A 23592-nucleotide genomic window follows, 5' to 3' on the forward strand; every position below is an offset into this window, starting at 1 on the left:
TTGGGTCGGGACAGGAAATCCCTATTTCATCAACTCGCCCGCAAGACCCTGATCAATCAGGGTGGCGGTTTCCGCGACTCCATAAAGGGCGGCGAAACTGCCGAAACGCGGCCCTTGGCTTGCGCCCAGAAACACCTCGTACAGCGCCTTGAACCAGTCGCGCAGGTTGTCGAACCCATGCAACTTGCCCACAGCAAAAACGATGGATTGCAGGAACTCGTCCGAGGTGAAATCAACCTCGGGTGCCGGGTCGTCATTGCCCATCTGGGCGTTTTTGCGCGCGATCACGTCCAGCGCCTTATCCCCATCGCGAAACGCCGCCGCAAGTTCTTCCATCGCGGCACGTTCCTGATCGGTCGGCGCGCGGAAGGTGCGTGCAGGCGCCACGAAGTCCTGAAAGTACTTCACGGCATAGCCAGCCGCCGCGTCCAGATCAGGATGCGTCTCAGGCGAGGCCTCGGGTGCGTACCGCTTGATGAACCCCCAAAGCTGATCCTTGTCATCCGCCGATGCAACCGACGCCAGGTTCAACAGCATCGAGAACGAAACCACCATGTTGGATTGCGGCACGTCGCCGCCATGGATGTGCCAGACCGGGTTGTTCAACTGCCCTTTCAGGTCTTGCTTGTGATAGGCATTCAGTTGCTGATGATATTCATCCATCGCCTTCGGTATCACGTCGAAATGCATCCGTTTCGCGGTCTTCGGCTTCAGATACATGAAATACGCAAGACTCTCGGTCGAGGCATAGGTCAGCCACTCATCAATCGACACCCCATTGCCGCTGGTCTTGGAAATCTTCTGCCCGTTCTCGTCGAGAAACAGCTCATAGGTGAAGTGCTCGGGTGCAGGCCAGCCAAGGATGCGGCAGATCTTGTCATAGATCGGCGTGTTGGTGGAATGGTCCTTGCCATACATCTCGAAATCGACTTCCAGCGCCGCCCAGCGCGCGCCGAAATCGGGTTTCCATTGCAGCTTCACATTGCCACCCGTCACCGGCAGGGTCCACTCGCGCCCATCCTCGTCGTCGAAAGTGATCGTGTGGTTTTCAGCGTTCACCTCTTTCATCGGCACATAGAGCACCCGCCCCGTTTCGGGGTGGATCGGCAGGAAAATGGAATAGGTCTGACGACGTTCTTCACGCAGGGATTTCAGCATCACCTCCATGATCGCGTCATATTTCTCAACTGCGCGTTTCAGCACTTCGTCAAACTGACCAGAGCCATAGAACTCAGTTGCCGAGTAGAACTCGTATTTAAACCCGAACGTGTCCAGAAAGCGGCGCAACATGGCGTTGTTGTGATGGCCGAAACTCTCATACTCACAAAACGGATCGGGCACCGAGGTCAGCGGTTTTTGCAAATGTGCCTTCAACCCCTCGGCATTGGGCACGTTGCCGGGGATCTTACGCATCCCGTCCAGATCGTCGGAAAAACAGATCAGTTTGGTCGGAATGTCCGAGATCACTTCGAACGCGCGCTGGATCATCGTGGTGCGCGCCACCTCGCCAAAGGTGCCGATATGGGGCAGACCCGACGGGCCATAGCCCGTTTCAAACAGCACGTATCCCTTTTCGGGCGGCGCCTTTTGATAGCGTTTGAGCACCCGGCGCGCCTCTTCAAAGGGCCAGGCTTTCGAACTCATCGCGGCGTCTCGCATCTCGGACATATGCTTCATTCCTTGATTGGCGCGGCCATATGGCACGCGCGGCTATGTACAGGTGTTCTCCCTATTGCGATGGACGCGCCGGGTCAATATTCTGCACTGCAACAGACAGGAGCGAACACACGTGCAACAGACCCCCCATTCGATGACCGCCGAAGACAGCCTGATCGCTGTGATGGTGGCGGTCTCCGCCTCGGACGAACAGATCACGTCGGCCGAACTGGTCACGATCGAAAGTATCGTCAATCACCTGCCGGTGTTTGCGAAATACGATCCGGACCGCATCAAGACCGTGTCGCAAACAGTGTTCGACCTGTTCGGCGTCGAAGACGGGCTGGATGCCCTGTTCGGACTGGTTCGTGAAAACCTACCTGAACCGCTTTGGGAAACCGCCTATGCGCTGGCCTGTGACGTGGCAGCCGCCGATGGCGAGCTTCAGGGGCCGGAATTGCGTATCCTGGAAGAAATCCGATACGAGTTGAACATCGAACGCCTGCACGCCGCGGCGATCGAACGCGGTGCGCGGGCGCGGCATATGACGATTTGACCCAACGATCGGTGCGGCGCGTTGCACCCGCCCGTATCTCTCCCGGCATCAACCCAATCCGCCTTATTTGAAGGGACCGACATGCTCGACCAGTTCGACATTACCAAACGCTGGCCGGCGAAAGACGCCAGCGTCATTCAGCTGTATTCATTGCCAACGCCCAACGGCATCAAGGTCTCGGCCATGCTGGAGGAAACTGGGCTGCCCTATGAGGCACATCTGGTCAGCTTCGCAGCCGACGACCAGCACACACCAGAATTCCTGTCACTGAACCCCAACAACAAGATCCCGGCGATCATTGACCCAAACGGCCCGAATGGCGCCCCGCTGCCCTTGTGGGAAAGCGGCGCGATCCTGATCTATCTGGCAGAAAAATCCGGAAAGCTACTGCCGTCAGACGCCGCGAAGCGCGCCGAGGTGCTGCAATGGCTGATGTGGCAGATGGGAGGCTTCGGCCCAATGCTCGGACAGTTCGGTTTTTTCTATGCCTATGGCGGGAAAGAGATCGAAGACCCGCGCCCTCTGGACCGCTACAAGGCCGAGGCCAAGCGCCTGCTTTCTGTACTGGATCAGCGGCTTGACGGTCGCTCGGTGGTGGCGGGCGACGCATACTCGATTGCCGACATAGCGATCTGGCCCTGGGTGCGGGCGCTGTTCACCGGATACAAGGCATCCGAGGTTCTGGGGTTGGAAAAATACGCCAATGTCCTGCGTTGGCACACCGAATGCGCGGATCGGCCCGCGTCTCAGGCGGCTGTCAATATTCCGGCATCACCGGAGTAACGACCAGCCACCAGGGCGGCAGCCCCCGATCAGGTGCCATATTCCAGGGCCCAGCGGGACAGAAGCTGGTGTTGCAACACGCGCGAGCGGCGGCTCCAGCCCTTTGCGCCTGGGGGTCGTTCGCGGTTGGCCCGTGGAATGGCGGCGCGTCGCTCCAGATCCGCCGTAAAGATGGCAAAGCTCAGCAGTCGCCCCTCCGGTGCTGTCAGGTATCCGGCCAGCGAACTGACGAAATTCAAGGTGCCGGTCTTTGCCTTGACCGCATAGGCGGCGTCATTGATCGCCCGTCCCCTTGCATCCAGAGGGGTCACATTCTTCATCAAATCCTGCAAATACCCCTCGGGCCCGGCGCTGTTCAGCGCCTTCACCATGTCACTTGCGGACAGGCGAGATTGATCGCTCAACCCACTATGATCCTTGAAGAACGCGCGCTTGGCACCCAGTTCGGTGTTCATCCAGTCGGCCATGGCCGCACCCGAGGCTGCCAGACTGTCCGGCCTGCCGTCGCGGGTCGCACTGGCAGAAAGTCCGATCAATTCGGCCGTCAGGTTGGTTGAGTATTTCAGCATCCCCTGCGCCACCTCCCTCAGCGGACGCGAACGATGCGCCGCCAGCACGGTGCCGCCGGGCAGCGAAGGACGCGCCGTAGGGCTGGGCAAACGGATGCCTTCGCTGCGGGCCAGAACCTGAAAGACCTCGCCTGCGTAAAGGTCGGGGCGCCGCACCGGAAGCCAGCGAGACCCACCCTTTCCCAAAGCACCACGGGCCACGGTCCAGTTGTCGATGCCCTTGGCATCCTCATAGGTATAGACCGGCACCTTGCGGTCGATGATCTGCATGCGCGCCATCTTGACCGCCGGGCGAAACCGATCCGACCGCGCCTCCATCGACACATCAAACCCCTGGCCTGCACGCTTCCATTCAAAATGCACCCGATTGTAGTTCAGGTTCAGCGCCGACACTGCGGGATTATACCCCAGATGATCCGGCTGCCCCGGATCAATCATCCGCTCATATGGCAGCCCGCGACCATCCACGATGAAATCGCCTTTGATCGACGTGACATTCTTTTGCTTCAAGGCCTTCACAAGCGCCGCCAAGGCGTTCGTGTCCAGCGTTGGATCCCCGCCTCCGACCAGCAGCAAATCGCCCTGCACCACCCCGGCTTCCACCGGCCCCGTGGCAATCACCTGCGTTTCGAAACTGTGTTCCAGCCCAAGCGATGAAATGCCGTAAACTGCCGTGATCGCCTTGGCGACACTGGCCGGGGGCAAGGGCAGGACGGGGCTGTGCGCTTCAAGGATCAGGCCGGTCTTGGCATCTGCCACCACGAAACCGATCTTGCCGCCCAGGTTGGCATCGGCAATCAGCGCATCTGCCGACGGAATCAGACGTTTCGAGAAATCCAGCAACTTGGGTGCAGGGCGGATCGACGTCGCGGGCGCGTTCGCGAATACCGGGCTGACCAGACTCGCGCCCAGCCCCCCCAAAAATGCACGTTTCGAAATCACTTTGACCATAGGTGAATTAAATCCTCTGGGCATTCACGGGGCAACCCGATTTATTGTGAACCAACGCGTCTGGCGCAGGTTTGATCCTTGCTGATCCGGGCATCTCACCATTCGCCGCGGGCGCGGATCTGGGTGGACGAGACATCAACCATCGGCACATTGATCAGGGACCAGGCCGGCGCTTCTGCATTGGCCAGTTGCCGCGCCGCCCGCCCCGCGATCCGGGCATGTTCGAACCGTTTTGCCGCGGGCGACGTGCGTGCTGCGACCCGGTCCCCCGGACGCGCGATGACGCCCACGGGCACGTTCTGCATGATCCATTCCCACCGGTCCCAGTGATGAAAGCTGGCCAGATTGTCCGCTCCCATAAGCCAGACAAACCGCACCCCCGGATACAAACGCTGTACAGCCTGCAGCGTCTCGGCGGTGAATCGCGTGCGGGTCAGACGTTCGATGTCTGTGACCTCGACACGCGGATGCTGCATGACAGCGCGGGCGCGCGCCAGCCGTGTCTCGATGGGGGCGGGTCCGTTTTTCTTCAACGGATTGCCGGGTGTCACCAGCCACCAGATCCGGTCCAGACCAAAGCGTTTCAACGCCTCGCGGGTGATGTGAGCATGGCCGCTGTGGGCCGGATCAAAAGACCCGCCCAACAGCCCGATCACCTGCCCCGGTCGCGCATATGGAAGTTCGTGACGCATCAGCGTGCCATTGCCCGGCATATCAGGCCCCGCCCAGCCCTAGTCGATCTCTGCCGACCGCGCCCAAAGGTTCACGGTCTCTTCACTGATCGCGGCGTCAATGGCCTCCAACTCCGCCGGGCTGAAATCAAGCCGATCAATCGCACCCACACAGTCCAGCACCTGTTCAGGGCGCGACGCACCGATCAATGCGGTTGTGATCCCTTCGTCCCGCAGCACCCAGGCGATCGCCATTTGCGCCAGGGTCTGACCCCGCGCTTTCGCAATGTCATTCAGCGCGCGCAGACTATCAATCACCGTATCCGAGACCGCGTTCGCGGGCAGCGACTTCCCCTGTGCCGCACGGCTGTCTTCGGGAATGCCCTTCAGGTATTTATTCGTCAAAAGCCCCTGTGCCAGTGGCGTGAACGCGATTGAACCGACGCCCAGCTCGGTCAACGTATCCTTCAACCCGTCCCGCTCAACCCAACGGTTCAGCATGTTGTAGGAGGGCTGGTGAATCAAACAGGGCGTCCCCAGATCGTTCAGGATCGCCACCGCCTCGCGAGTGCGCTGGCTGTTATAGCTGGAGATCCCGGCATACAGCGCCCGCCCTGACCGCACAATATGATCCAGCGCGCCCATCGTTTCCTCCAGCGGCGTGTCAGGATCGAAACGGTGGCTGTAAAAGATATCGACGTAATCAACCCCCAACCGTTTCAGGCTTTGATCACAAGACGCGATCAGGTATTTCCGGCTGCCCCATTCGCCATAGGGGCCGGGCCACATCTCGTAACCCGCCTTGGAGCTGATGATCAGTTCATCCCGGAAGCCTGAGAAATCGGTCCGCAAGATCTCGCCAAACGCCTCTTCCGCGCTGCCGGCGGGCGGGCCGTAATTGTTCGCGAGGTCAAAATGCGTGATCCCGTTGTCAAACGCTGACCGGCAAATCGCCTCTTTCGTCCCATGCGGAAAGTCATGCCCGAAATTGTGCCACAGTCCCAAACTGATCGCAGGCAGCTTCAACCCCGACGCCCCGCAGCGCCGATAGGTCATCTTTTCATAGCGGTCTTCTGCCGGATGATAGGTCATGGTTGCTCCTTCGGGATTGCCCTGCCCCCTTTGTCTGGCTAAGACACCGGGAAGTCAAACGCGAGGACACATCCCATGGCCGCTTATCAATATGTTTACCACATGGACGGGGTTTCCAAGACCTATCCCGGTGGCAAGAAGTGTTTCGAAAACATCCGCCTGAGCTTCCTGCCCGGCGTGAAAATCGGCGTCGTGGGCGTGAACGGCACCGGTAAATCGACGCTGATGCGCATCATGGCGGGCATTGACAAGGACTTTCAGGGCGAGGCCTGGGCCGCCGAAGGCGCCACGGTCGGCTATCTGCCGCAGGAGCCGGAACTGGACCCGTCGCTCGATGTGCGTGGCAACGTCATGCAGGGCGTGGCCGAGAAGAAAGCCATCCTTGAACGCTATAACGAACTGGCCATGAACTACTCGGACGAAACCGCCGAGGAAATGGCAAAGCTGCAGGACGAGATCGACGCCCAGAACCTCTGGGATCTGGACGCGCAGATTGATGTCTCGATGGAGGCGCTGCGCTGCCCCCCCGATGACGCCGACGTCACCACGCTTTCGGGCGGTGAAAAACGTCGCGTGGCGCTGTGCAAGCTGCTTCTGGAACAGCCCGACATGCTGCTTCTGGACGAACCGACCAACCACCTGGACGCCGAAACCATCGCGTGGCTGCAACAGCACCTGATCGACTACAAGGGCACCATCCTGATCGTCACCCACGACCGCTACTTCCTGGACGACATCACCGGCTGGATTCTGGAACTCGACCGCGGGTCTGGCATTCCCTACGAAGGCAACTATTCGTCCTGGCTCGAACAGAAAGCCAAGCGGCTGGAGCAGGAAGCCCGCGAGGACAAGTCAAAGCAGAAAACGCTGGAGCGCGAGCTGGAATGGATGCGTCAGGGCCAGAAAGCCCGGCAGGCGAAATCCAAGGCCCGGATCAATGCCTATAACGAACTGGCCAGCCAGTCCGAGCGTGACAAGGTCGGACGCGCGCAGATCGTCATCCCCAACGGCCCGCGCCTTGGGTCGAAGGTGATCGAGGTCGAAGGCCTGAAAAAGCACATGGGCGACAAGCTTCTGATCGAAGACCTGTCCTTCAGCCTGCCCCCCGGCGGCATTGTCGGCGTAATTGGCCCCAACGGTGCGGGTAAATCGACCCTGTTCAAGATGTTGACCGGGCAGGAGCAGCCCGACGAGGGCACGATTGAACTGGGCGACACGGTGAAGCTGTCCTATGTCGATCAGTCCCGCGACGACCTGAACCCCAACGATACCGTGTGGGAGGCGATTTCCGGCGGGGCCGAACTGATCGAACTTGGCGACGCACAAGTCAATTCAAGAGCTTACTGCTCGTCCTTCAACTTCAAGGGCGGCGATCAGCAAAAGAAACTGTCGCTTCTGTCAGGCGGCGAACGCAACCGCGTCCACATGGCGCGGCTTCTGAAAGAGGGCGGCAACGTGCTGCTGCTTGACGAACCCACCAACGACCTCGACGTCGAAACCCTCCGCGCACTGGAAGACGCGCTGGTCGATTTCGCCGGCTGCGCGGTGGTGATCTCGCACGACCGCTTCTTCCTCGACCGTATCTGTACCCATATTTTGGCTTTTGAAGGCGAAGCCCATGTGGAATGGTTCGAAGGCAACTTCGAGGATTACGAAGAGGACAAGAAACGACGGCTTGGACCAGATGCATTGGAGCCCAAGCGATTGAAGCATAAGAAGTTTACGCGGTGAGAGAGCGGTCCCGATTTCGGGGCCGTTTTTCATCGGCGCGAGGCAGCGGATTTGACTTCAAATCCGTGTTCGCGCATAGGGTCAGTTCATGTAATTTGTTACTTTTTTCGGAGACATTCTGATGAACAAAGGTAGGTCTGTCCGACTTTTCTTGGCTGAAGGAACCCCAACTGGCGTTGTGACGGCAGAGATCGTGAACTGGACAGGCCATGTACTTGCAGCGCCAAGGACCAAACTAGACGTCGCACTAAGAAGAGAAGAGCTTAAGCGGACTGGAATTTACATTCTCTTTGGCTCCCCGCTTGATACAACTTTGCCAAGTGTTTATGTCGGCGAAGGCGATGACATCTCGAAACGACTTTATTCGCACTCAATAGATGACAAGAAAGATTTTTGGGACCGCTTTGTTGCAATCACAAACAAAGATATGAATCTCACAAAAGCCCATGTGAAATACCTTGAGGGGCGCCTAATCACGCTCCTGAAAACGGCGAAAAAAAGCAGAGTTACTAATCGAACTGATCCTGAATTCGATCGCCTGCCAGAGGCCGACATTTCAGATATGGAAGCTTTCTTGGAGGAAATTCAACTTGTTTTGCCGGTTATTGGCGTGGATTTTTTCCGCAAGGCGGGGCAGAAAAATAGTAAGCTGGAGGATGAACCCAGAAAAACATCGCCGGAGTTCGTACTGTATCATGCGAAGAAAGGTATCAATGCTTTTGCTTCAGAAATTGATGGTGAGTTCATACTAAAAGCAGGTTCGACAGGCGACTTGAACGAGTCCATCTCATTCAAAAATGCCAGCGCTGAAAGGCGAAAACAGGTTTTAGCTTCAGGTCGAGCAGAGAAAATCGAAAATAATCGTTTCAGATTGACCGATGATGTAGCCTTTTCCAGCCCCAGCGGTGCTGCAGTGTTCTTATTTGGAACAGCGAGAAACGGTCGAACGGACTGGCTCGTCAAAGGCACTTCGCAAACCTACGCTGACTGGCAATCTAGCCAATTGATCTAGTATTCCCCCTTCTCCACAGCCACCGGCTGCCCATCCTCATCCAGCGCCACGAACACAAACACGCCTTCTGTCACCTTGTGGCGTTCGCCAAGCCGGTCGCGTTTCACCCAAGCCTCCAGCTCGATGGACATCGACGTGGTTCCGACCCGGCCCACGCGGCCATAGATGCACAAGACATCGCCCACCTTCACCGGCTGGATGAATTTCATTGCGTTCACAGCCACCGTCGCCACACGCCCCTGTGCGCGTTCGCCTGCGATGATGCCGCCAGCGATGTCCATCTGGCTCATCACCCAGCCGCCGAAAATATCGCCTGCCGTGTTGGTGTCCTTCGGCATCGCCAAGGTGCGCAGGATGATGTCGCCTTCCGGCGCAAGTGTCTGATCGGACATGGGATCCCCGTTTCCAGTTTTGCTTTCCCATGGGTAAGCCGCAGGTCGCCCCCGCGCAAGCGGATCGCTGCGTCAGTTCGCCGTGGCCACCGTGCGCAGTTCGTTCAGAAGGTCCAGCAGCGTCTCCATCTTCTCGTGCCCGAAGCGGCTTTCCAGATCTTCATAGATCTTCGCGGCCTTGCCGGACATTTGCGCGTATTTCTCGCGCCCTGCCGGGGCGATCTGTACCTTGCGGCGGCGGCCGTCGCTGTCGTCCACCCGCTCGATCAGCTCGCGTTCTGTCAGGTTTTTCAGAATGCGGCTCAGGCTGGGCGGCATCAGGACGCAGCGTTCGGCCAGTTCGGTCGCACAGCAGGGTTTGCCTTCGGCCAACACGCGGATCACGCGCCATTGTTGGACAGTCAGGTCGATCTGATCCAGCTCGTGACGAAAGGGTTTCAAGGTTGCTTCACGCGCGTGAAGCAACGCGATGGGAAGGGCGCGTTCAAGTTTTCTCATTCCGGTTCCTTTTCGCGGAGGGCCGCGTGGATCGTGCTCCAGCTCTTGCGGCTGAAACGGGTTTCAATGTCCTGAACCTCAAGGCTGAGAATAAAGGGCGTGTCGCCCATCTGCGGGCGCAGCGCGTCCTCAACCGCGCGATATAGGGTGTCGGCGATGGCCTCGCGCGTGGTCTCGTCCCGTCCCTGCCCCAGCCTCAGGATCATATCAAGGAAGTGATACCCGCCTGCCCCGTCGCCAATGGCGTCGACAACGGCCTCGAACCCGCGCACGCGGATGCCGCCGACCGGGCAATGGCCCGTGGCGACCAGCGCGTTGCGCATGGTTTCGGCCAAGGCCGGCAGATCGGCATGGTGACCCAGCCCGTGGCTGAATTCGAATGACAGGTGCGGCATGGACACTCCTTAACACTGGCAGTAAATACCTGCCGCCGCTGAAAAGCAATTCATTGCGGGTGCAACAAGATGCCTCAGGGCGTGATGACACCTGACGAGACCCAGTGGTCGAACTCGGCCAGAACCCGCTCGGTGAACGCCGGGTCGTTGATATGGGCCTCCAGTTCCAGAAGCGTGACATTGTCCGGGCATTGGGCGCGGATTTCGTCGCAAAAAGCCGCCAACCCCGCGGCATCATGCAAAGGCCCACCCGGCCGGTCCCATTCATTGCCCCCCTGCAACGGCAGAAGAAGCGTGACCGGGCCCTGCGCGGCAGAAAGCTTACGGCACATCGCGCGCGCCATCTCGCGCCGTTGTTCCGGTGTCATCATGACGGAGGACAACAGCCGATTGTGGGCATGCACCTCCTGCCCAGCCAGTGTCGATGGCACGTCCTGCCAACCGATGAAATCCACCAGGTCATAGCAACCAATCGACACCATTTGCGGCGTGGCCGAGGCACCTGCGTGTGTCATCCGGTCCGGCCCGGCCGAGATGCTCGACCCCATGATGTGGTTTCCAAGCTCTTGCGGGGCAAAGTCCAGAACGGCGGCGAAGGCGCCCTCGGCGGCAAGGCTTTCAAAAGCCCGCCCGCCCATTCCCGTGGCGTGGAACACCGCCACCTCGAACCCGCGCGCTTCAAGGGCGGGTTTAAGCCCGACCATGTAGCGCAGCACGGTCTTGCCAAAACTAGTCATCCCGATCAGGGGTTTGGTGAAGTCCGGCGCCTCGACCGCTCGCGCAGCGCCCAACACCGCCCCCGCCGCTTGTGACAGCGACGCCTTGCAGATCGCGTTCAGCCCGTAAAGCCCGCCCGCCCACAGGATCATCTGCACGTCGGCCGGCAAACGTTCGGGGGGGATCAGGGGCGAGAAGCTGACCGTCGAAACCACATATTTCGGCACGCCAAGCGGCAGGGCCTGACACAGATCCAGCGCCGCGTCGGTGCCCATCGTGCCGCCCAGCACGATCAGCCCGTCAAACACACCTTCGCGATAAAGACGCAGCGCCAGGGCCGCAGACCCACGCGCCATGATCTGCATGGCCGTGTTTTCATCCCCGCTGTCGATGGCGGCCTGGATCGACGACCCGCCAGCCTCGGCAACCTGATGCTTGGAATAATCGCAGGGCGCGCTGGGATCCCCGAGTACCGAAATATCCATCGTCTTGACGCCACCGCCCTGCCCACGGATCACGTCCGCGATGTAATTCAGTTCGTCGTCTTTGGTGTCATAGGTGCCGACAACCAGAATGGTCTTGTCGCTCATAGCTGCATCCATGCGGTTTTGAGGTCGAAATACTTGTCGAACGCGTGCATCGACTTGTCATGCCCGTTGCCTGACTGCTTGACCCCTCCCAACGGAACCGTCGTGTCCGGGCCGCCATAGGTGTTCACATGGACAACGCCTGCCTGAATGTCGCGCACCATCCGGTGGGCGCGACTGAGGTTCGATGTCCAAACCCCTGCGGCCAAACCGAATTTTGTGGAATTTGCGATCTGAACCGCCTCTTCATCCGACGTGAACGGGGTCACGGCAAGGACCGGACCGAAGACCTCGTTCTGGGCCACGTTGTCCTGCGGTTTCACACCGGTCAGCACGGTCGGCTCCATGTAATATCCGCCAGTGTCTTCAAGAATGCGCGACCCGCCCAGCGCGAGTGTCGCGCCTTCCTCAACCGCACGGGCAACGAAACCCAGATTGCCTTCCAGCTGAGGCATGTTGTTCACCGCGCCGATATTGGTGGTCAGGTCCAATGGATCGCCGACCTTCATCGCAGCAGAGTGTCGCGCCAACGCATCGACGAATGCGTCATGCACGCTTTCCTCGACCAACAGGCGCGAGCCGGCCACGCAGACCTGCCCCGCATTGCGGAAGATCCCTGCCGCCGAAACTTTGGCGGCCTGTTCCAGATCCGGCGCATCGGCAAAGACCACGTTTGGGGATTTGCCCCCCAGTTCCAGATAACAGCGTTTCAGGTTCGACCGCGCCGCATATTCCAGCAATCTGCGCCCCACCCCGCCGGACCCGGTGAACACCAGAACATCCACATCCATCGACAGCGCCAGTGCCTCGCCAGTGACGGACCCCTGGCCGGTCACGACATTGAAAACGCCATCGGGCAGACCCGCCTCCGTGGCCAGTTCAGCAAGGCGCAACAGGGTCAGAGATGCAGTTTCCGCCGGTTTCAACACCACCGAGTTTCCGGCCGCCAGCGCGGGTGCCAGCTTCCACGCCCCGATCATCAACGGGAAGTTCCACGGGACAATCGCGCCGACAACACCCACGGGTTCCTTGTGGACAAGCCCCAGTATTCCCGGCGCGGTCGGGGCGATTTCGCCATACACCTTGTCCAGCGCCTCGGCATAGTATCGGAACGTGCTCGCCGCCGACCCCGGTTCGGCTTTCATGGCCATGCCGATCTCGGTCCCGTTGTCGCGCACGCCCAAAACCGCAAGTTCCAGCGCGTTCTGCTCGATCAGGTCCGCCAGCTTGTGCAGAACCTTCTTGCGATGCGCAGGCGCCGCCCGCGACCAGCGTCCGTCATCGAAGGCGCGTCGCGCCACGGCGACCGCGCGGTCCACATCCGCTGCGGACGCCCGGACAATTGTCGTCAGTCGCGATCCGTCAATCGGCGAGAGAACGTCTTGCGCCTCCCCCGAACCTTCTTCCCACGCTCCGTCAATATAAAGTTTCTGCGGCGCGACAGGATGGCCGCGAAGCTCGTTGATGCGTGACTGGTCTGCCATTCGTCCGTCTTTCTTTCTTTGAAGTCCAGCCAGACCCGGCGGAAATGCAGGGCCAGAACCAGAACGATCATTCCAAACAGGATCGCCGCAATGGGGCGATCAACGAAGTCGAGCGGTGATTTCACGCGCGCCATGGCGCTGCGCAGTTTCACCTCCATAATACCACCCAGCACCATGCCCAGCACGATGGGCACCACGGGAAGCTGCATTCGTTTCATGATGAAGCCGAAGATGCCGAACCCCGTCGCAAGGATGCAATCCGTCAAGGAGTTGCGCAGCGAGTAGACTCCCACGAAACTGAGGATCAGGATGCACACCCCAAGGAAGCGGTTGGGTATCTTCACCACCTTGATCAACTGATTGGTCGCAACCAGCAAGAAGATCACCACAAGCACGTTCAGGACCAAAAGCGCCAGATACAGCGCGACCACGAAATCCATATCGTTTTGAAACAATTGCGGGCCCGGGATCACGTTGTGGACATAGAAGACCGACAACATCATCGCCGTCAGAGCCTCGCCGGGGATGCCCAGCGCCAGAAGCGGCACCATCGCCGCTGCGGGCACCGCGTTGTTGGCGGTTTCCGCCGCGATCAGGCCTTCGCTTGACCCATGGCCGAAATCCTCGGGGCGTTTCGACGATTTCTGCGCATAGGTATAGGACATGAACTGCGCCGTGAACTCGCCCACACCGGGGATCATGCCCATGATCACGCCGAAGGACGCGGACACCCCGGCAATGCGCGGATGGCGGGCCAACTCGCGAAAGCCCTGAAAGAAGCTTCCCTTCAACCGGGTCAGGCGCACCTTTTCGTCGTCACCATGCAGAAGCGTGAACGCCTGTGACAGCGCGAACAGCCCCAGCACAACGACGATCAGGTTCACCCCGCCCGACAACCAGCTTTGGTCGAACGTATAGCGTTTCGAATAGCTGGCCGGGTGCAGCCCGATGGTGTTCAGCCAGATGCCAAAGCACGCCATGGCAGCCGCGATCAACGTGTGTTTGCGATGGGCCGTCACCACCAGAATAATGCCCAACAGCGCGGCCAGAAAGATCTCTCGGCTGCCGAACATCGGGGCCACCTTGGCCAGCACGGGCGCAAAGAAAATCAGGCACATGACCGAGAACAAGCCGCCGAAGAATGACGAACTATACGCCAGAGAAAGCGCACGCCGCGCCTCACCCCGCGTGGTCATTGGATAGCCGTCATAGGTGGTCAGTGCGTTCACGGCGGTGCCCGGCGTGTTGATCAGGATCGCGGGGATCGAGCCGCCATACATCGAGCTTCCGTAAATCCCCAGCAGCACCGTCAACCCGACAATCGGGTCCATCGAAAAGGTCGCTGGCAACAGAATGGCGATCGCGACGGCGGGTCCGACACCCGGAATGGCCCCGATCAACACGCCGCCCACTGACCCGACCAGCAGCGCCAGCACCACATCCCAGCGGGCCAAGACCCCGGAGCTGGCCTGAACCTGTGTCAGAAAGTCGATGATCAGGTCCATCTGTGCCTCAGAAATTCAAAATGAAGAACGACCGCAGCGCGCTCGGCAGGTATTCATACAGGGCCGCACCGGGGATCTTCACTTGCAGAAAGCTCTTGAAAACGACCACGACGGTAATCGCGAACAGAACCGCGCTGAGCATCATGATGCGGTCGCGGTATCCGACGCGCCAGGTCAGCATCAATGTGAACGCGATGGTCACGGGCAGATAGCCGATGATCGGGACCAGCAGCACATAGCCCAGAAACCATGCCGCCCATTCAAAGACCGATGCCCAGACCTTTGCCTCGCGCCGGTCGGTCCAATGCTGATACAGCCAGGTGACACGCACAGTTACGACCAGCAGGACCATTGGCGCGGCGGCAAGCGGCCCCAGCCACAGGGCAAGCCCGACCGCCAAAACGCCCCAGAACAGGCTTTCGGCCCATTGGAACCAATCCGCTTCGCGCATCCAGCGTGGCAGGCGGCGCGGTTTGCGCGGCAGGTGCCAGAAATGCAGGGCGGAGAACAGGACCATGCCGCCAACACCGATTGCCGGCCAGAAACGCGGCTGCGCAAAGAATTCCTTGCCCTTCAGCCATTTGGTCTGCTCGCCCAGCGCCGCGATCAACAGCGTTGCGCAAATCAGGAACAACGCCGCGAACAAGACCTGCCCGCGACGGGGACGATCAGGATGCTCTGAAATATCGTCGCTCATACCTGCCCCTCATGAAGATGCGGGGCCAGCGAACTGCCAGCCCCGCGCCAAGCGTATCATTCGAGGATCTTGCCAATCCGCGCCCCGGTTTCCTGATCTGCGGCGATCCGTGCCGCCGAAGCGTCCGCATCCATCCAATAGACCAGCGCGCCGGTTTCCTTGGCCACGTTCTGCGCACGCTCGCTCATGACAGTTTTCGAGGCGACGGCGGCGATCTTTTCACGCACATCTGCGGGGGTATCCTTGGTCACGAACAACCCGTTCCACAGCGCGATGTTCAGATTTTCATCCAGCTCGCCGACGGTGGGGACGTCGGGGATCAGGCTGATGCGTTCGTCCGTGATGGCCATCAGCACTTTCACATCGTCCAGGCAAGGCAGGATCAGTTGCAAAGTGGTGTTGATCACATCCGCGTCGCCTGACGCTAGCGTGTTGCAATCCAGCGCATCAAAGGCTGCATCCGACCCCCAGTCGAACCCGGCATTCACCGCATAGGCTTTCGTAACCTGCGTCGGTGTCAACACATCCCCAAAATGGCCCAGCGCCACGTCGTTTTCCTTGGCATAAGCGGCCAGCTCTTCCATCGAATTATAAGGCGCGTCCTTGCTGGTCGCGATCACGAACGGATAGGTCAGGAAGATGCCGATCGGGTCGAATTTTTCCGGGGTCAGTTCGTCAATACCGATCTCGTGGCCGATAACGGGCACTGCGGGCACGAAACTGCCGATGGTGTAGCCATCTGCGGGCGCGGTGGCCACGTCAATCGCGCCGGGGAACGGGCCACCGCCCCCGCCGGGCTTGTTCACCACAGCCGCCGATACGCCATATTCGGCCTGGAAATCCTCGGCGATCATGCGCGTCAGCACGTCCTCAAGATCGCCGGGCGGCCATGGAACGATGAAGCTGACGGGCTTTTCGGGGTATTCGGCAAGTGCCGGACCTGCAAGTGCGGCGGCGGTCAGTGCGACGGCCCCTGCCAGAATGGATTTGGTGTTCATGACGTTCTCCCTGCTGCGTCGTGGTCTGAGTAGCGATCGGTTCATTATTTGAACCATTGGTTTTAATTTAGATTGACAGAGCCGCATCAATCCTGTCAAGAAAACAATGAACATGCGAAGTAATTTTGCAGCCACCGCCAGGTTTCACGCGCTGCACGCAGATGGGATCGCCAATGGGAACGACATCCAAAGCCTTGTCTTTGCTCAGCTATTTCAGTCGCGCCATGCCCCGGATCGGGCTAAGCGAACTGGCACGCCTGTCTGGCCTGAACAAGGCCACCGTGCATCGCCTGCTGAGCGAACTTGCCGAACATGGATTCGTCGAACAGGTGGGCGCCGGGCGTGAATACCGCCTTGGACCGGCCTTTCTGCGCCTTGCCGCGCTGCGCGAAAAGCAGGTGCCGGTGCGCGAGGTCGCGTTGCAGCAGTTGACCGAACTCAGCAACAAGACAGGCGAAACCGCGCATATGTCGCTTCTGAACGGGGACGTTCTGTCAAACCTCGCCTATGCCTATTCCAACCGCCACGGCACGATGGTGATGATGGAAGACGCCGAGGTGCTGGAGCTTCATTCCACCGGGTCCGGGCTGGCGGTCCTGGCCTATTCACCGGCGTCCTTTGTTGACGAGATCCTGTCCCGCCCCCTGATTGCGCGGACCTCGCAGACCCTCACCGATCCGGCCGACATCCGCGCGCTGTTGCCTGCGATCCGCAGACAGGGAATGGCGGTCTCGACCGGAGGGTTTGAAGAGGACGTGATCTCGCACGCCGTACCGATCTTCGACGCCCGATCCGCCTGTATCGGTGCCATGGCGGTTGCCGCCCCGGTGTCGCGCATGACCGATGCCCTGCGGCACAACATCTGCGACAAGCTGATGGTCCACGCGCGTCAAACGACCCGCATCCTTGGCGGCTTTCCACCCGACACTTTCCCCCCTTATCAACCGCAAACACCGCTTGCAGAAGAGGCATGACATGAAGGATTCCAATTTTCTGAAAGAAAAGAACGCCCGGTCGCTGTGGCACCCCATGGCGCATCCGGCAGACAGTCAGGCCAACCCACCCACCATCGTCACCGGAGCAGATGGTGTTCGGATCACCGACGTGGACGGGCACGAGGTCGTCGATGGTGTCGGGGGCTTGTGGAACGTAAATCTCGGGTTTTCCTGCCAGCCGATCAAGGACGCCATCGCCACGCAGTTGGATCAACTGCCCTACTATTCCACCTTTCGCGGCACTACGAACGATAAGGTGATCGAGCTGTCGGAAATGCTGTGCGATTTCTTCGCACCTGATGGGTTGACCCGCGCCTTCTATACCTCCGGCGGGTCGGACAGCGTCGAAACCGCTTTGCGACTGGCCCGGCAGTATCACAAGATCCGGGGCGATCAGGGGCGCACAAAGTTTCTGAGCCTGAAGAAAGGCTATCACGGCACGCATATGGGCGGCGCATCGGTGAACGGGAACGCCAATTTCCGCACCCAGTATGAACCGCTCTTACCGGGCTGTTTTCACATCCCCGCCCCCTATACCTATCGCAACCCGTTCAACGAAAGTGACCCCGAAAAGCTGGCACAACTGTGCCTGCAAGCGCTGGAAGACGAGATTTCATTCCAGGGTGCAGGCACCATCGCGGCTTTTATCATGGAGCCCATTCTGGGCGCAGGAGGGGTCATCCCGCCGCACGAAACATTCATGCCTGGCGTGCGCGAGATCTGCTCGAAACATGGCATCCTTCTGATCGCGGACGAGGTGATCACCGCTTTCGGCCGCACCGGCGGCTGGAGCGGCAGCCGCTATTGGGGTGTGCAACCCGATTTCATGTGCACGGCCAAGGCCATCACCAACGGCTACTTCCCCTTCGGCGCGGTGATGATCGCCGATCACGTGGTCGACACGTTCGAAAAGGACACAACCGGCAAAGCTGCGATCGGACATGGCTATACCTATTCAGGCCATCCCGTCGGGGCTGCTGCCGCAATCGCTTGTCTTGAGGAAACCCAGCGTCTGAAGGTGAATGAAAACGCCGCCGCCCGGGGGGCCGAGCTGTACCAAGGTCTGCAAGAAATCGGTGCGGCCAATGACATCGTCGGCGACGTGCGCGGCGGGCACGGGCTGATGTGTGCCTTGGAACTGGTGTCAGACACGGCGACCAAAGCCCCGATCGACAAACAGACGATCGGCACAATTCAAGAGATCGCGTACCAAAACGGTGCAATGGTGCGCGTGTCCGGACCCAACATCATCCTGTCGCCGCCACTTGTCCTGACCGCGAAAGACGTGACCACCATTGTTGACGCCCTCAAGGCGGGGTTTGCAGCTGCCTGATGACCGCTAGCGGTGCTGGTCGAACAGGACCGGCACCCCGTCGGGGTCGATGACCACGAAACTGGCTGGACCGTCGTCGCCACCCTTTTCCTGCGTGATCTCAAGACCGGCTTCCTTTAGGCGGGCTTTGATCTCGCGTACATCCTCGAAAGGGTCCACGGTGCGTGCCGACTGGTCCCAACCGGGGTTGAGGGTCAGCATGGTCCCTTCAAACATGTCCTGAAACAGACCAACGATCGCGTCACCGTTCTTCATGATCAGATAGTTGTGCGCCTCGTCCCCGGCAAAGACGGCAAACCCAAGTGTCTCGTAAAAGGCGCGCGACCGGGACAGGTCTTTCACACCCAGACTGACGGAAAACGCTCCGAGTGACATGATGATATCCTCCGTTCTGCAACCGAAGGATAGCACAGTTTGCCCGCAAGCGGTGTCAGATCGGCACGACCAGCCGGATCCCGTCCAGATCGCCCGATGCCGTGATCTGGCAGGACAGGCGCGATGCGTCGGTGACGTCGCCATCGGCCATGTCCAGCATCGCCTCTTCGAAATCGCTCTTTTCACCGGTTTTTGCCAACCAGTCGCCTGATACATGCACATGGCAGGTGGCGCAGGACAGTGACCCGCCACATTCGCCCTGAATGCCTGCGATATTGTTGGCTACGGCGGCTTCCATCATGTTCATGCCGTCCTTGACGTCAGCCACGACTTCCTCGCCCCCAGGCAAGACCCAGGTTACTTTCATATCATTTCTCCTTTATCTTTCCGTATGCTAGACGAAATGCACGTAGAAATCGCGCAGCCCGTCGCCCTCAAGGTCCCGGGTTTTGATGACTTCCTTGCGCTTCATGTAAATGTGGTTGTCGACCAGCAAACGGCCCACGGCGTCCCCCAGCGTCTGGTCGGCCTCAAGATCGTTCATCGCGCGTTTCAAATCGACAGCCGTGCCGTCTGTGGCATCGGTGCGGTCAAAGCCATCGCCCGTCTCCATCGGCCCCAGCGCATAGCTGTTCTCAACCCCCAGCAGTGATGCCTGAAGTACGGCGGCAACCGCCGTGTAAGGGTTGGCCGTGGCATCCGCCATCCGGTGTTCCAGACGCGACTTCGCGCCCCCTTCACTGGAAATGCGCGTGGTGACATTGCGATGGTCGCCGCCCCAATTGCGCCAATAGCCGGACAGGGTGCCGGGTTGCAGCCGCTGATAGGAATTGGTCGTGGGCGCGACCAGACCCGACAGCCCCTTGTGATGGTGCATCAGACCGGCGATACAGCCGCGCGCTAGATCGTTCATGTTCTCCGGCCCGCCCACCGGACCGTTGTCCAGCGCGTTGCGCCCATCCTGATCGCGGAAGCTGAAATTGACATGCATCCCCGATCCGCCTGCCTCGGCAATCGGTTTGGGCATGAAGGTCAGGACCAGACCGTGTTCCAACGCCACCTCGCGCGCCATCTGACGGAACAATACGATGTCATCCATCTGCTTCAGCGCCTCGTCAAAGGTCAGCGTGAACTCGAATTGCGGGCTGTCGTATTCCGCCGTGATCATATCGACGTTGAACCCCAGATTGTCAGCGCGTTCCCAGATGTCATCGGTAAAGCGAAGCGGGTCGGAAAACGGCCCGGTTCCGTACACCACCCCACCCGGTGCGTCATAGGGCACGAGGCGACCAATCTCGTTGGCCATCAGGGCGTAGCACTCCAGCTCGATCCCGATCATGGGTGTAAGACCCCGTGCCTGCCATGCCGCAATCGCGCGTTTCAATGCCTGTCGTCCGCACAGCTCCAGCGGCGCACCATCCTGATCGTAAAGATCACCTATCACGATCTGGGTTGCGCTTTCCCAGCTGTCGCGGATGTCGGCCTCGTCCCAGCGCAATTCCATATCCGGCAGACCCTGCTTCATCATCGCGCCCGGCGCGTCCAGCAGATCCTTGTCGTAATGCACCCCGAAGGTTGAGCGGCAAAAGCGAGTGTTCCCGTCCTGAATCTTGTGGTTGGGCAGGTATTTGCCGCGCAGAATGCTCAGGTGGTCGCACCAAAGGGCGCGCAAACGGTCTTTCATCTCACCTCCCTGCCCGACAATTGTCAGGCCACCCCGATTAAGCGGGTTATGTCGCCTGCATCGTAACAGGCAGTTCTTTGATCCCACCGACAAAGTTGGACCGCAGGAACTTGTGATCCCCCGCCGGTTCCACCAGTTTGACGCGTTTTACGAGTTCTTCAAACAAAACCCGCACCTCCAGCCGCGCAAGATGCATTCCCAGACATACATGCGGCCCACCCTGCCCGAAGGACATGTGCCGGTTTGGGCTGCGGTGAAGGTCCACGCGATTGGGGTCGTCGAACACTTCTTCATCGCGGTTGGCCGAGATCCACCAGTAAAGCACCTTGTCGCCCTCGCGGATGGTCTTGCCGTGAATGTCGTGGTCGCAGGTCGCGGTGCGCCGGAAATAAAGCGCAGGCGTGGCCCAGCGGATGATCTCGTCCGGTGCGGTGGCCCAGATATCACCGCCCGCCTGCATCTGGCCCAGAAGCTCGGGCTGATGGCACATGGCCTGAATGCCGGCGGCAATCGAATAGCGGGTCGTGTCATTGCCTGCCGCCACGAGCAGACAGAAGAAGTTGCGGAACTCCTGTTCCGGCATGACGTTGCCATCCTTGTCCGGTTGCAGGATCATGTGCAGAACGCCATCGGTGTCGCCCTTGCGGTTTTTCTCCGCCATCAGCCGTTTGGCATAGTCGAAAAGCTCGGCCCCGGCAGGCGAGTTGAACGGCATCATCCGGTATTCGTCCGTCTCCATCTTGTCCAGAACATGATCGGTGAAGTCCGGGTCGGTGTTGGCGATCAGCGCGTCCCCTTTCTCGACCAGCCATGGCAGATCTTCGTCCGGCGTGCCAAGAATGCGCCCTAGCATCATCATCGGCAATTGCCGTGCAATTTCCTTGGTGGCGTCGAACGTGCCCTTGTCCAGCGCTGCATCCAGAATGGGGTGGCACAATTCGCGGATCTGCTGCTCGAACCCGGCCACCACGGGGCGCGAAAACGCCTTGCCCACTTTCATACGGGTCTTCATATGCTCGGGCGGATCGGTCTCCTGAAACGTGCGTCGGGCCAGATACTCTTCATAGGTCTGGTCTTCCATCCGAATACCGCGCGCCGAGGACATGACCTGATAGTTTCGGTTCAGCTCGGTCATATCGGCATGGCGTACGATGCTCCAGAAGCCTTCCCCTCCGCCCCAATCTGTCCAACTGACGGGATCTTCACGTCGCAGCCGGACGAACGTGTTGTGCGGCGCGCCGTTCACGAAGGTGTCGTGGCTGGACAGATCAGCATATCCGTCGTCATTAGGGGTCCAGACTGTCATGCGCGCCTCCCTGGCTGCTGCGCGATTGTATGTTGCGCGCTTGAAAATATATTATATAACATGTTAAATATGTAAAGCGGAGAAATCATGCGTATCGCGATCTTGATGACCAACACCGATGAAAGCGCATTTTCCCAGCAACATCCAAAGGATGGTGAGAAGTGGAAAGCGTTGCTTGCGCCGAAACGCCCCGGTTGGGCCTTCACCGTCTATTCGGTGAAAGATGGCAAGTTCCCAAAAAACGAGTCGAATTATGACGGGTGGATCGTCACCGGCAGCCCGGCTTCGGTGCATGATGACGCACCTTGGATCGCGCGCTTGCTGGATCTGATCACCTGTATCGAAGCGTCAGGTAAACCGCTGTTCGGCGCCTGCTTCGGTCATCAGGCCATCGCACTGGCATTGGGGGGAGAGGTCGGCCAAAACCCGGATGGATGGGTCTTGGGGTCGGTCGAAGTCGAAGCAACCGCCCGCCCGCCCTGGATGGAAGCGCGCCGTTTCTGGCAATATGGCGCGCATATCGAACAGGTGACCAAGTTGCCCAAGGGTGCCGAAATCGTTTTGCGTCACGAAGGATGTCCTGTTGGGGGCTTCCGGATCGCAGACCACGTCTTCACAACGCAAAACCACCCGGAAATGACCCATGATTTCATCGCCGCACTGGTCGAGGAACTGGCGTCTGAAAAACCGGCCGATGTGATTGAAAAGGCTCGCGCCTCGTTGCCTCTGTCAGCCGACAATGGCTTGTTCTCGGATTGCATCATCCGGTTCTTTGAACATGAACGCGCTGCCTGACCCGCGTCAGCCCAGCTTCGCCAGCAGGTCCATGACCGTCACGCGATCAAATTGAACATGCCGCACCATCAGAGCCTCGGCCTCGTCAGCTTTGTGCGACAAGATTAACGCAGCAATCTGCCGGTGTTCCTCGGCACTTTGGGCGATGGCATCGGGATAGGCATAGCGCGCCCGATAGTAAGCCAGCAACTTGCGCGCATTCATCTTGATCATGTCCAGAAGGAACGGGTTGCCTGACGCCTCGCCCACCTGTTTGTGAAACTCAAGGTTCAGCGCATAATAGCCATCCGGGTCGCCATCCCCCTTGTCGCGCGCATGGGTGTCGCAGGCGTCAACAATCTGCATCAGTTGCGCGCCTGCTGGCGCAGAGATACGCCGCGCCGCAAGCCCCGCCGCCTGCCCTTCCAGCCGCGCGTGAACCTCGAGAATAGCCAGAAACTCCTCAAGCGTTGGCTTGAACAGGACAGCCCCCTTGCGCGGCTGGCGCAGGATCAGACCCATCGCCTCAAGCCGCAACAATGCTTCGCGCAGGGGCGTGCGCGACACTTCGTATTTCGCGATCAGCGCGTTTTCATCAATCGGATCACCGGGGTTTAATTCTCCCCGGTCAATCCCCGACAGGATCGCGTTCAAGACAGTTTCCGTTTGTCCGGCCATGGGGCGAGTTAAGCAAAATCGGCGGTGAAATCCACCCCTTGCATGGCAGAGACCGCCGATCGTCCACACGGGCGGCCCCTTGCGTTTCCCTTAGGCCTTGCCCGCAATCTGGACGTAAAACAAGATTGCGCTGGACCTATTTTTCGCGGCCAG

General features: G+C 59.6%; 24 protein-coding genes. 7 read left to right on the top strand and 17 right to left on the bottom strand.

Annotation, left to right across the window (positions count from 1 at the left end; all coding sequences use genetic code 11):
• Positions 1 to 21: 21 nt before the first annotated feature.
• Positions 22 to 1668 (bottom strand): lysine--tRNA ligase, encoded by a 1647-nt coding sequence (locus IE188_RS02085; RefSeq protein ID WP_191284804.1) that lies wholly within the window; start codon positions 1666 to 1668, stop codon positions 22 to 24.
• Positions 1669 to 1789: 121 nt separating this feature from the next.
• On the opposite strand from IE188_RS02085, the gene IE188_RS02090 reads away from it, so the two are divergent.
• Both IE188_RS02090 and IE188_RS02095 read left to right on the top strand, forming a co-directional pair.
• A complete protein-coding gene (locus tag IE188_RS02090) occupies positions 1790 to 2212 on the top strand; it encodes a tellurite resistance TerB family protein (RefSeq protein ID WP_191284805.1) in 423 nt (140 codons plus the stop codon).
• An 81-nt stretch (positions 2213 to 2293) separates the two neighbouring features.
• A complete protein-coding gene (locus tag IE188_RS02095) occupies positions 2294 to 2995 on the top strand; it encodes a glutathione S-transferase N-terminal domain-containing protein (protein WP_191284806.1) in 702 nt (233 codons plus the stop codon).
• 29 nt (positions 2996 to 3024) lie between these two features.
• Here the strand turns inward: IE188_RS02095 and dacB are convergent, their stop codons facing one another.
• From dacB to mgrA, 3 genes are all read right to left on the bottom strand, one after another.
• Positions 3025 to 4515 (bottom strand): D-alanyl-D-alanine carboxypeptidase/D-alanyl-D-alanine endopeptidase, encoded by a 1491-nt coding sequence (gene dacB, locus IE188_RS02100; RefSeq protein WP_191284807.1) that lies wholly within the window; start codon positions 4513 to 4515, stop codon positions 3025 to 3027.
• A 95-nt stretch (positions 4516 to 4610) separates the two neighbouring features.
• The gene (locus IE188_RS02105) at positions 4611 to 5207 is read right to left on the bottom strand and encodes a nicotinate-nucleotide adenylyltransferase (protein WP_191285297.1); all 597 of its coding nucleotides are present in this window, start codon (positions 5205 to 5207) and stop codon (positions 4611 to 4613) included.
• A gap of 39 nt (positions 5208 to 5246) precedes the next feature.
• Positions 5247 to 6278, bottom strand: a complete 1032-nt coding sequence (mgrA, locus tag IE188_RS02110) for an L-glyceraldehyde 3-phosphate reductase (RefSeq protein WP_191284808.1) — start codon at positions 6276 to 6278, stop codon at positions 5247 to 5249.
• 75 nt (positions 6279 to 6353) lie between these two features.
• On the opposite strand from mgrA, the gene ettA reads away from it, so the two are divergent.
• Positions 6354 to 8009, top strand: coding sequence for an energy-dependent translational throttle protein EttA (gene ettA / locus IE188_RS02115; RefSeq protein WP_191284809.1), 1656 nt, complete (start codon positions 6354 to 6356; stop codon positions 8007 to 8009).
• A gap of 121 nt (positions 8010 to 8130) precedes the next feature.
• Complete coding sequence (locus IE188_RS02120) at positions 8131 to 9021, top strand: GIY-YIG nuclease family protein (RefSeq protein ID WP_191284810.1); 891 nt, start codon at positions 8131 to 8133, stop codon at positions 9019 to 9021.
• Here the strand turns inward: IE188_RS02120 and yciA are convergent.
• From yciA to IE188_RS02160, 8 genes are all read right to left on the bottom strand, one after another.
• On the bottom strand, positions 9018 to 9413 hold the full coding sequence (gene yciA / locus IE188_RS02125) for an acyl-CoA thioester hydrolase YciA (RefSeq protein ID WP_191284811.1): 396 nt from the start codon (positions 9411 to 9413) through the stop codon (positions 9018 to 9020). The two genes, IE188_RS02120 and yciA, sit on opposite strands and share 4 nt — an antisense overlap.
• Positions 9414 to 9485: 72 nt before the next feature.
• The gene (gene hpaR / locus IE188_RS02130; RefSeq protein WP_191284812.1) at positions 9486 to 9911 is read right to left on the bottom strand and encodes a homoprotocatechuate degradation operon regulator HpaR; all 426 of its coding nucleotides are present in this window, start codon (positions 9909 to 9911) and stop codon (positions 9486 to 9488) included.
• Complete coding sequence (locus tag IE188_RS02135; protein WP_191284813.1) at positions 9908 to 10306, bottom strand: 5-carboxymethyl-2-hydroxymuconate isomerase; 399 nt, start codon at positions 10304 to 10306, stop codon at positions 9908 to 9910. Before IE188_RS02135 ends, hpaR begins: the two co-directional genes overlap by 4 nt.
• A 74-nt stretch (positions 10307 to 10380) precedes the next feature.
• The gene (locus IE188_RS02140) at positions 10381 to 11613 is read right to left on the bottom strand and encodes a Tm-1-like ATP-binding domain-containing protein (RefSeq protein ID WP_191284814.1); all 1233 of its coding nucleotides are present in this window, start codon (positions 11611 to 11613) and stop codon (positions 10381 to 10383) included.
• Entirely contained in the window at positions 11610 to 13076 is a 1467-nt protein-coding gene (locus tag IE188_RS02145) for an aldehyde dehydrogenase (RefSeq protein WP_191285298.1), read from the bottom strand. The genes IE188_RS02140 and IE188_RS02145 overlap by 4 nt, the downstream gene beginning before the upstream one ends.
• A complete protein-coding gene (locus IE188_RS02150; RefSeq protein WP_191284815.1) occupies positions 12959 to 14599 on the bottom strand; it encodes a tripartite tricarboxylate transporter permease in 1641 nt (546 codons plus the stop codon). The genes IE188_RS02145 and IE188_RS02150 overlap by 118 nt, the downstream gene beginning before the upstream one ends.
• A 7-nt stretch (positions 14600 to 14606) precedes the next feature.
• Complete coding sequence (locus IE188_RS02155) at positions 14607 to 15296, bottom strand: tripartite tricarboxylate transporter TctB family protein (RefSeq protein WP_191284816.1); 690 nt, start codon at positions 15294 to 15296, stop codon at positions 14607 to 14609.
• A 56-nt stretch (positions 15297 to 15352) separates the two neighbouring features.
• Positions 15353 to 16294, bottom strand: coding sequence for a tripartite tricarboxylate transporter substrate-binding protein (locus IE188_RS02160; protein ID WP_191284817.1), 942 nt, complete (start codon positions 16292 to 16294; stop codon positions 15353 to 15355).
• 173 nt (positions 16295 to 16467) lie between these two features.
• Between IE188_RS02160 and IE188_RS02165 the strand changes: the two genes are divergently transcribed.
• Positions 16468 to 17268, top strand: a complete 801-nt coding sequence (locus IE188_RS02165) for an IclR family transcriptional regulator (RefSeq protein WP_191284818.1) — start codon at positions 16468 to 16470, stop codon at positions 17266 to 17268.
• Between the two features lies 1 nt (position 17269).
• Entirely contained in the window at positions 17270 to 18622 is a 1353-nt protein-coding gene (locus tag IE188_RS02170) for an aspartate aminotransferase family protein (RefSeq protein WP_191284819.1), read from the top strand.
• 6 nt (positions 18623 to 18628) lie between these two features.
• Here IE188_RS02170 and IE188_RS02175 read toward each other — a convergent pair whose 3' ends face one another.
• The 4 genes from IE188_RS02175 to IE188_RS02190 are packed head-to-tail and all read right to left on the bottom strand — an operon-like array spanning position 18629 to position 21987.
• On the bottom strand, positions 18629 to 18997 hold the full coding sequence (locus IE188_RS02175) for a VOC family protein (RefSeq protein ID WP_191284820.1): 369 nt from the start codon (positions 18995 to 18997) through the stop codon (positions 18629 to 18631).
• A gap of 55 nt (positions 18998 to 19052) precedes the next feature.
• The gene (locus tag IE188_RS02180) at positions 19053 to 19364 is read right to left on the bottom strand and encodes a 2Fe-2S iron-sulfur cluster-binding protein (RefSeq protein WP_191284821.1); all 312 of its coding nucleotides are present in this window, start codon (positions 19362 to 19364) and stop codon (positions 19053 to 19055) included.
• A gap of 27 nt (positions 19365 to 19391) precedes the next feature.
• The gene (locus tag IE188_RS02185; RefSeq protein WP_191284822.1) at positions 19392 to 20681 is read right to left on the bottom strand and encodes a type I glutamate--ammonia ligase; all 1290 of its coding nucleotides are present in this window, start codon (positions 20679 to 20681) and stop codon (positions 19392 to 19394) included.
• 46 nt (positions 20682 to 20727) lie between these two features.
• Positions 20728 to 21987: a cytochrome P450 gene (locus tag IE188_RS02190; protein ID WP_191284823.1), complete on the bottom strand. Its 1260-nt coding sequence runs from the start codon at positions 21985 to 21987 to the stop codon at positions 20728 to 20730.
• 87 nt (positions 21988 to 22074) lie between these two features.
• Between IE188_RS02190 and IE188_RS02195 the strand changes: the two genes are divergently transcribed.
• Positions 22075 to 22782, top strand: coding sequence for a type 1 glutamine amidotransferase (locus IE188_RS02195; protein WP_191284824.1), 708 nt, complete (start codon positions 22075 to 22077; stop codon positions 22780 to 22782).
• A gap of 6 nt (positions 22783 to 22788) precedes the next feature.
• On the opposite strand, the gene IE188_RS02200 is transcribed toward IE188_RS02195, so the two are convergent.
• Entirely contained in the window at positions 22789 to 23439 is a 651-nt protein-coding gene (locus tag IE188_RS02200; protein WP_191284825.1) for a GntR family transcriptional regulator, read from the bottom strand.
• Positions 23440 to 23592: the final 153 nt, after the last annotated feature.

The sequence above is a fragment of the Aliiroseovarius zhejiangensis genome, from assembly GCF_014656375.1.
Classification (GTDB): domain Bacteria; phylum Pseudomonadota; class Alphaproteobacteria; order Rhodobacterales; family Rhodobacteraceae; genus Aliiroseovarius; species Aliiroseovarius zhejiangensis.

Coding starts and splice junctions, on each gene's coding strand:
- IE188_RS02085 (WP_191284804.1), bottom strand. CDS start 1,668: ATGTCCGAGATGCGAGACGCCGCGATGAGTTCGAAAGCCTGGCCCTTT.
- IE188_RS02095 (WP_191284806.1), top strand. CDS start 2,294: ATGCTCGACCAGTTCGACATTACCAAACGCTGGCCGGCGAAAGACGCC.
- dacB (WP_191284807.1), bottom strand. CDS start 4,515: ATGGTCAAAGTGATTTCGAAACGTGCATTTTTGGGGGGGCTGGGCGCG.
- IE188_RS02105 (WP_191285297.1), bottom strand. CDS start 5,207: ATGCGTCACGAACTTCCATATGCGCGACCGGGGCAGGTGATCGGGCTG.
- mgrA (WP_191284808.1), bottom strand. CDS start 6,278: ATGACCTATCATCCGGCAGAAGACCGCTATGAAAAGATGACCTATCGG.
- ettA (WP_191284809.1), top strand. CDS start 6,354: ATGGCCGCTTATCAATATGTTTACCACATGGACGGGGTTTCCAAGACC.
- IE188_RS02120 (WP_191284810.1), top strand. CDS start 8,131: ATGAACAAAGGTAGGTCTGTCCGACTTTTCTTGGCTGAAGGAACCCCA.
- yciA (WP_191284811.1), bottom strand. CDS start 9,413: ATGTCCGATCAGACACTTGCGCCGGAAGGCGACATCATCCTGCGCACC.
- hpaR (WP_191284812.1), bottom strand. CDS start 9,911: ATGAGAAAACTTGAACGCGCCCTTCCCATCGCGTTGCTTCACGCGCGT.
- IE188_RS02135 (WP_191284813.1), bottom strand. CDS start 10,306: ATGCCGCACCTGTCATTCGAATTCAGCCACGGGCTGGGTCACCATGCC.
- IE188_RS02140 (WP_191284814.1), bottom strand. CDS start 11,613: ATGAGCGACAAGACCATTCTGGTTGTCGGCACCTATGACACCAAAGAC.
- IE188_RS02150 (WP_191284815.1), bottom strand. CDS start 14,599: ATGGACCTGATCATCGACTTTCTGACACAGGTTCAGGCCAGCTCCGGG.
- IE188_RS02155 (WP_191284816.1), bottom strand. CDS start 15,296: ATGAGCGACGATATTTCAGAGCATCCTGATCGTCCCCGTCGCGGGCAG.
- IE188_RS02160 (WP_191284817.1), bottom strand. CDS start 16,294: ATGAACACCAAATCCATTCTGGCAGGGGCCGTCGCACTGACCGCCGCC.
- IE188_RS02165 (WP_191284818.1), top strand. CDS start 16,468: ATGGGAACGACATCCAAAGCCTTGTCTTTGCTCAGCTATTTCAGTCGC.
- IE188_RS02170 (WP_191284819.1), top strand. CDS start 17,270: ATGAAGGATTCCAATTTTCTGAAAGAAAAGAACGCCCGGTCGCTGTGG.
- IE188_RS02175 (WP_191284820.1), bottom strand. CDS start 18,997: ATGTCACTCGGAGCGTTTTCCGTCAGTCTGGGTGTGAAAGACCTGTCC.
- IE188_RS02180 (WP_191284821.1), bottom strand. CDS start 19,364: ATGAAAGTAACCTGGGTCTTGCCTGGGGGCGAGGAAGTCGTGGCTGAC.
- IE188_RS02185 (WP_191284822.1), bottom strand. CDS start 20,681: ATGAAAGACCGTTTGCGCGCCCTTTGGTGCGACCACCTGAGCATTCTG.
- IE188_RS02190 (WP_191284823.1), bottom strand. CDS start 21,987: ATGACAGTCTGGACCCCTAATGACGACGGATATGCTGATCTGTCCAGC.
- IE188_RS02195 (WP_191284824.1), top strand. CDS start 22,075: ATGCGTATCGCGATCTTGATGACCAACACCGATGAAAGCGCATTTTCC.
- IE188_RS02200 (WP_191284825.1), bottom strand. CDS start 23,439: ATGGCCGGACAAACGGAAACTGTCTTGAACGCGATCCTGTCGGGGATT.